Origin of the sequence: Helicobacter pylori, assembly GCF_017594925.1 — a bacterium.
Taxonomy (GTDB): domain Bacteria; phylum Campylobacterota; class Campylobacteria; order Campylobacterales; family Helicobacteraceae; genus Helicobacter; species Helicobacter pylori_DP.
In genome coordinates this window covers 1-7,613 of sequence record NZ_JAALNT010000029.1, presented here as the reverse complement: position 1 = coordinate 7,613, position 7,613 = coordinate 1, and the positions used below count along the sequence as shown (strand labels likewise).

4 protein-coding genes and 2 rRNA genes are annotated in these 7,613 nt (G+C 40.9%); 4 read left to right on the top strand and 2 right to left on the bottom strand.

The features are described from left to right. Positions 1–85 (bottom strand): 5S ribosomal RNA (rrf, locus tag G6069_RS08195); the annotation flags it as partial. Positions 86–319: 234 nt separating this feature from the next. Next, positions 320–3,206: ribosomal RNA gene (locus G6069_RS07660) — 23S ribosomal RNA — on the bottom strand. A 622-nt stretch (positions 3,207–3,828) separates the two neighbouring features. On the opposite strand from G6069_RS07660, the gene G6069_RS07655 reads away from it, so the two are divergent. From G6069_RS07655 to G6069_RS07640, 4 genes are all read left to right on the top strand, one after another. Then, positions 3,829–4,098, top strand: a complete 270-nt coding sequence (locus G6069_RS07655; RefSeq protein WP_197293902.1) for a hypothetical protein — start codon at positions 3,829–3,831, stop codon at positions 4,096–4,098. Between the two features lie 57 nt (positions 4,099–4,155). Continuing rightward, positions 4,156–4,653: a hypothetical protein gene (locus tag G6069_RS07650; protein WP_001927210.1), complete on the top strand. Its 498-nt coding sequence runs from the start codon at positions 4,156–4,158 to the stop codon at positions 4,651–4,653. Further along, a complete protein-coding gene (locus G6069_RS07645) occupies positions 4,653–6,485 on the top strand; it encodes a DUF262 domain-containing protein (protein WP_197293901.1) in 1,833 nt (610 codons plus the stop codon). The genes G6069_RS07650 and G6069_RS07645 overlap by 1 nt, the downstream gene beginning before the upstream one ends. Positions 6,486–6,633: 148 nt before the next feature. Further along, entirely contained in the window at positions 6,634–7,578 is a 945-nt protein-coding gene (locus G6069_RS07640; protein ID WP_197293900.1) for a hypothetical protein, read from the top strand. Positions 7,579–7,613 lie beyond the last annotated feature (35 nt).

The following is a 7,613-nucleotide window of genomic DNA, read 5'->3' as shown; positions in this document are numbered from 1 at the left end:
AGAGCAGTATTATCAGCGATGAAGAGCTTGACTTCCAGGTTCGGAATGGTTAACTGGGTAGTTCCTCTTCTCTAAAGGCACAAGGAAAAGGGAGCTAAAGATAAACGCATTTACCCTTAACTCCCCTTTCTCTTTATAGGGAGCTGTTTTTTAACAAAGAAGATCGTTAATAGCCTTTAACTTTAAACCATTGAGATAGTCTCTCATTCCTCATTAAAGTTTAACCCTATAAAAGTCTTCATAAAACTCCAACCCTCTTACACTCAGTAAGGCAGTGGTAACTTATCCATGCTTATTGCCGTTATCTTATCAAAAAGCAAAAAACAAGCCAAACGCTCTATTAGTAGTAGTCAGCTAAACGCATTACTGCACTTACACATCTACCCTATCAAGCACATAGTCTTTGTGCGAGCTTCAGGGAAAGTTTATCTTGGAGTTGGCTTCCTGCTTAGATGCTTTCAGCAGTTATCACATCCGTGTGTAGCTACCCAGCGATGCTCTTGGCAGAACAACTGGTGCACCAGTGACACGTCCATCCCGGTCCTCTCGTACTAGGGACAGCTCTCCTCAACTTTCCTACGCCCACGGCAGATAGGGACCGAACTGTCTCACGACGTTCTGAACCCAGCTCGCGTACCGCTTTAAATGGCGAACAGCCATACCCTTGGGACCTGCTCCAGCCCCAGGATGCGATGAGCCGACATCGAGGTGCCAAACCTCCCCGTCGATGTGAGCTCTTGGGGGAGATCAGCCTGTTATCCCCGGGGTACCTTTTATCCTTTGAGCGATGGCCCTTCCACACAGAACCACCGGATCACTATGACCGACTTTCGTCTCTGCTTGACTTGTATGTCTTACAGTCAGGCTGGCTTGTGCCATTACACTCAACTTGCGATTTCCAACCGCAATGAGCCAACCTTTGCAAGCCTCCGTTACTTTTTAGGAGGCGACCGCCCCAGTCAAACTACCCACCAAGCATTGTCCTGCCTGTGGATAACACAGGCCAGTTAGCTAACAGAAACATCAAGGGTGGTATCTCAAGGATGGCTCCATAAGAGCCAAAGCCCTTACTTCAAAGCCTCCCACCTATCCTGCGCATGATATTCCCGTTAGCAGTGCTAAGTTGTAGTAAAGGTCCACGGGGTCTTTCCGTCTTGCCGCGGGTAGGAGGAATTTTCACCTCCACTACAATTTCACTGAATCTCTGGTTGAGACAGCTCCCATCTCGTTACGCCATTCATGCAGGTCGGTATTTAACCGACAAGGAATTTCGCTACCTTAGGACCGTTATAGTTACGGCCGCCGTTTACTCGGGCTTCAATTCAACGCTTCATCTTGCGACTGACGCATCCTCTTAACCTTCGAGCACCGGGCAGGCGTCACACCTTATACTTCCTCTTACGAGTTGGCAAAGTGCTGTGTTTTTGGTAAACAGTCGGGAGGGACTCTTTGCTGAGACCACATCGCTGTGGCACACCTTATCGCGAACTTACGGTGCTAGTTTGCAGAGTTCCTTAACCAGAGTTCTTTCACGCGCCTTAGAATACTCATCTCATCTACCTGTGTCGGTTTGCGGTACGGACGACTATGGATATGCTTAGAGGCTTTTCTTGGCACGACGGTATCAGCGATTCTCCCTTTGTCCTAAAAGGACTCAAAGAGCCTGTTTGGGTTTCAAATACAGAGGTGGATTTGCCTTCCCTCCAATCTACGCCCTTAGACTAGCGCTTCCATCAGCTAGCTCGCTTAACCCTATGCGTCCCCCCATCACGCTCCATAGTCGGTATTGGAATATTAACCAATTTGCCATCACCTACCCCTTTCGGACTCGGCTTAGGACCCGACTAACCCTACGATGACGACCATCGCGTAGGAAACCTTAGATTTACGGCGGATACAATTCTCATATATCTTATCGTTACTCATTCCTGCATGCTCACTTCATACCGCTCCAGCACTCCTTACCGGTATACCTTCAACGCTGGTATGAACGCTCTTCTACCACTGTGTCAAACACAATCTACAAATTCGGTGTCTATCTTAGCCCCGTTATATTTTCAGCGCATGACCACTAGACCAGTGAGCTGTTACGCTTTCTTTAAAGGATGGCTGCTTCTAAGCCAACCTCCTGGTTGTTTGAGTAGCCACACATCTTTTTCCACTCAGAATAGAACTTAGGGACCTTATTTGGTAGTCTGGGTTGTTCCCCTTTTGACGATTGATTTTATCACCCACCGCCTGACTCCCAAGATACGATAAAAGGTATTCGAAGTTTGATAGGGTTTGGTACCGCGGCGAGCAGCCCTAGCCCAATCAGAGCTCTACCCCCTTTTATTATCACTTGAGGCTATACCTAAATATATTTCGAAGAGAACCAGCTATCACTAAGTTTGTTTGGCCTTTCACCCCTATCCACAGCTCATCCCAACCCGTTTCAATGGGTACGAGTTCAGTCCTCCACGCGCTATTACACGCGTTTCAACTTGGCCATGGATAGATCACTTAGCTTCGGGTCTGCAGCATCTGACTTAATCGCCCTATTAAGACTCGCTTTCGCTACGGCTTCGCATTCGCTTAACCTTGCCAGATACCACAACTCGCAGGATCATTATGCAAAAGGCAGTCCATCACCCTGATAAATCATAGGGCTCTGAATGATTGTAAGCAGATGGTTTCAGGTTCTATTTCACTCCGCTCACTGCGGTTCTTTTCACCTTTCCCTCACGGTACTTGTTCGCTATCGCTCAAAGAGTAGTATTTAGGGTTGGAGAGTGGTCTCCCCAGCTTCAACCTGGATTTCTCGTGTCCTGGCCTACTCTGGATACTGCTACCTAAGAACGCCTTGTCGCATACAAGGCTATCACTTTCTATGGCTTACCTTTCCAGGTAACTCTGCTAAAGCGTTCTCTTGGATGTTGCAGTCCTCAACCCCGAATGCAAGCACTCGGTTTGCCCTTTTCCCCGTTCGCTCGCCACTACTTAGGGAATCTCGTTGATTTCTTTTCCTCTAGTTACTGAGATGTTTCACTTCACTAGGTTCGCTCTCTATATTAGAGTAACTAATATCTCTATTAGTTGGGTTGCCCCATTCGGACATCTACGCATCAAAGCTCCTTGACAGCTCCGCATAGCTTATCGCAGTCTAGTACGTCCTTCATCGCCTCTCTTTGGCAAGGCATCCGCCATCTGCTCTTAAAAGCTTGTTTTAAATTTTAAAATATCCTTTAAAACCCGCCCTTTTTATAATGAATAACGACAATTGCACGAATATTCTTCAGCGCTACCACTGCCTTAATGAATATAAGACAGAGTTATTGTAGTTTTACTTTACTTTTACATAGGCTATTAACAATATTAAATCAAATAACTTCGTTTTTCTTTAAAAACCCGCTATAATCACTCTTAATGTTAAACCCTTAAAGAAGACTTAAAAATGCTTGATCCCTAAATCTTTTTTAACGCTCAAGTTTTATAGCTGGTGGGCTTTTATATTATAAAGCTTTTAGCTTTTACAACTTGCTTGAGTTTGAGTTAAAGAACTTTTTAAAGCTTGTCTTTAAAAACGAAATGTAATTATAGACATCCAATGCTTAAAGTTTGCTTAAAGTTTTGAGAGTTTGAAAGAAAATTTAGAGTTTGAAAGGAATGGATGAAAGTTATTTGGAAATGATTGGGGAACTAATTGGAATGGGGGGCTAAAAAATAAAGCTTTAAGATTAAACGCATCATTAAATCAAACGCATCATTAAATCAAACGCATCATTAAATCAATTAAATACCACTAGATACAATACCCTAAGTCATCTTTTTTTCAAAAAAGGGGTAGGAATGGCATTCAATCATTCTATCATTCAATCATTCTATCATTCTATCATTCTATCATTCTATCATTCTATCATTCTATCATTCTATCATTCAATCATTCAATCATTCAATCATTCTATCATTCTATCATTCAATCATTCTATCATTCAAGCAACCAAGCAACGCTACCATACTTTTATCGCTTTTACCAAAACCGATTTAAAAATCCCCTATTTTTTATTATTCCCCCTTTCATTAACCCGCACCACCTTTTCAAACCATTTGATTCCATAAGCCCCATTTTTAAATCAGTGGGGCTTACAGAGTTAAATTCAATACAAGGAGAAGACGATGGCTCAGTTAGAAGATTTAAAAGCGCATGAAAAATACAATTTGTTGTTGTGCTTATTCAAAAGCGATTATTACAACGATCCAAAAAATACGGATTTAGAGGGCAAGCCTTTCAAACAAGCTTGTGAGGAATGCACTTTGACTTTTTTTCGCCCAAGAATGGATAAAGTAGCTGAATATAAAGATTTTGAAAAAGTGCGTAAAGCGGATTACATCATTGGTATTGTGAATGAGGATTCAACGACTAGAGGGGCTGAAGTCCAACGGAGCGTTTTTGCCCCAAAGATTGACCATGATCGCATTGAAGTTGATGATGGGGGATCGTTAGGGATTTATGGCGTTTGCGCTCAAAAAGGGAGCCAGGAATACGAAGAATTGGTCAATAAAAACGCATATTGTTTGACAAATTACCTACAACTTCAAAATTCAATGAAATTGATTGAGCGAAAAAATGAAGGTTTATGGGTTTTTACCCATAAACCTATGAAAGGATTTTAATGGAATTGTTAACTTTAGACGGAGTGATTGAAAAAGGCGTGTTTGAAATCCCTAGCTATCAAAGGGGGTATGCATGGCAGATGAGGCAATTGAAGGATTTTTGGAACGATTTAGAGCATGTCTCTAAGCTGGGAGATAAATTCCATTACATGCACAGCCTAACCTTAAGAGAGTCTGAAAATGAGTTTGAAAGCAGTGCTTTTGAAATCATAGACGGCCAGCAACGATTGGCTACAAGTTTGATTTTACTGGGCCTTTTAGCAAAAACCACCCAAAACAAAGACCCAAAGTATTCTTTAATCAACCTTGAACCCATTCTATCCTATAAGTATTATGGTTTGAGTGAAGCTTTTAGGGCGATCATGGGAGAAGAAAAAGATTTAGAAAAGTTCAAAACTTCTTTTTACGCTAAAAATCTTATTGAGGCTTACGAATTTTTTCAAGAAAAGATCCGCAATCTCCCCAACACAACGCTTAACAAGTTGCTTGACGCCCTCACCAAGAAAATGCTTTTTAGTGTGGTGGAATTGAACGATAACCGAATCGATCCGTTCAGCTCTTTTGAAACGATTAACAATCGTGGTAAGGATCTATCCACTCTGGAATTGTTAAAAAACCGCTTGCATTTTGTGGTGCACAAGATTTGCGATGAAGAAGATTTAGAAAATCTTCAAAACGAAATCAATGATACCTACACTAGGATTTATCACGATTTGAGATCCTTTGAAGATGATCATTTAGATAGTTTTTTAAAGCATTTTATAGCGTATTATTATGGCGAGAAAGGGGATTTTAAAAAGAGGTTATTGGAGATGGAGTTTAACGCTCATAAAAGATATACCGACAACACCAACTTTGATGATGAATATGAAAGAATAGATGATTTGTTATTTTATCTTTCTTATTCTTCTAAAGTTTGGCATTTCTTGCACACGCTTGATGAAAAATCTATCGCCCTTATTTTTGATGACAATAGAAAGCTTGAGATGGAAATCACGCCTAAAATGCGCGGCTTGCTAGACAAGATGCGGCGTTTAAACGCTTTGAGCTATAACGCTTTTCTGCCCTTATTGCTCTCTCTTTTAACCATACAGCTTGTTGGAAGAAGCGCTAATGAACAACCTTATACCACCAAAGAATTGGAGAGCTTATTAGAGTATTTGGAGCGTTTCGGGTTTTTAGTCTATGGGGTTGCTGGCAAGAATACGGCTAAAAATGAATGGATTGAATTGGCTTTTGAAGCGTTCAGAGCGTATAGATATGGGGAAGAAAATATCGTCATTGAAAAACTTCCAACGCTAGAAAAGAGTTTTTTCAACAGACAAGGAAATAGTGCTTTAGAATTGCTTGAAGAGGGCATCCATTCCAAAAAGAATACTGAAAAATGGTATCAGTGGGGCAAGGCGCTGAATTACTTGCTGTATGAATACGAGCTATACCATAACCCTGAAACGACTCTGAATTTTGATAGCAGTATAGAAAGCATTGAGCATATCTTGCCCCAAAAACCCGATCAAGGCTATAGCGCTAAAGAAAAAAGTTGGGCTAAAAACCCCCATATCGTGCATGCTTTAGGGAACTTGCTCTTAATTCCTAAAAACGCTAACAGCTCTTTAAGCAACAAGCCTTTTGATGAAAAAAGAAAGGCATACCTGAAAGGCTCTTATAGTGAAAAAGAAGTGGCTAAAAACGCTTCTTTTGGAGTCGCACAAATCAAAGAAAGGAGCGAAAAGTTATTAGACTTTTTAATCGCACGTTACCGCATCGCTGAATTGGTGGGTGAAAGCGAAATTAAAGCTTTTAAAAACGCTCTTTTAAAAGAGATCAAATGATGCGACACTTAAAAATAAGGGGGCGTTTGAAAAGCGCCCACCCCACAACAAGGAGGAACAAGCCATGCCAAAAAGATAAAAACATTAAAAAACATTGAACGACCGATTATAGCGGATTTTTAAAATTTAAAATTGCGAGGAGCAAAAAATGGGATTTCAAAACGAAAATGAGTTAGAGTTAGGGGCGTTAGTCAAAGCCACGATCAATAACAAAGTGGTGGAAGCTAAAGTCATTAATATTGGGTTTAATCGTGTAACCTTAAGGAGCGAAAAAGGCAATGAAGCCACTTATGTTTTCAATAGCGATAAGTTCTTAAAGTGGTTTAATAAAGTTCCATTGACCGAGCATATGAAACTTCACGCTAAAAACGATAAAGCGGACATTTTAGATGGTATCAAAGTGGTAACTAGCGGACCGAGTGTGAAAGAAAGGACTTCAACTCCTAAAGAGCCTAAAGAGAAAGAAAGCAAATATAAGTTGGACTTTGATTTCGCTGACAAATCAGAGACTTATTTTCTTTTAATGGCTGATTTGTATGCTAACGAGGAGCGTAAGAAAAGATTGAGCGGTTTGTTTTCTCCTATGTTGTATGAGACTAGAGGTTTTCAATTTAGTATGATTGTTATTCACGCTCTCTCTTATATGGCGGAGTTAAAGCACCATAGCGACCACGAGTGGAATGCTATGATTGAAAATCGTAATGTTGATGACGCTTTCTTTGAAAGCTTTGATGATATGGATATTACTGATTTGACTTTGTTTATTCGTGTGATTGAGGCTTATGCTAAAAAATTAAAACGAGAAGAGGGAAAAGAGGACAATGGCTATGGCGTTACTTTGGAAGAGTGGGCGAGATTTTTACCTAAAAATCAAAAAGAGGCGAAATTTGTAGCACAACTCTTATGCGATGGTGGTATCAATAGGTATGATTTAACTTGTGCGGGCTTAACCCCTAACTTATTAGCCGATAATCTTTGGTCTTATGGACTACGAGATGAGGACTATGATGATGAGGGTAATGTGATTAAGGAGAGGGATATTCACAGCGGGGAGATGTTAAATAAGGGCGAGGCTGAAAATTTAGAAAACTAAACCCCCCATGTGGGGTGGCTCTCTTTTTTTAATCT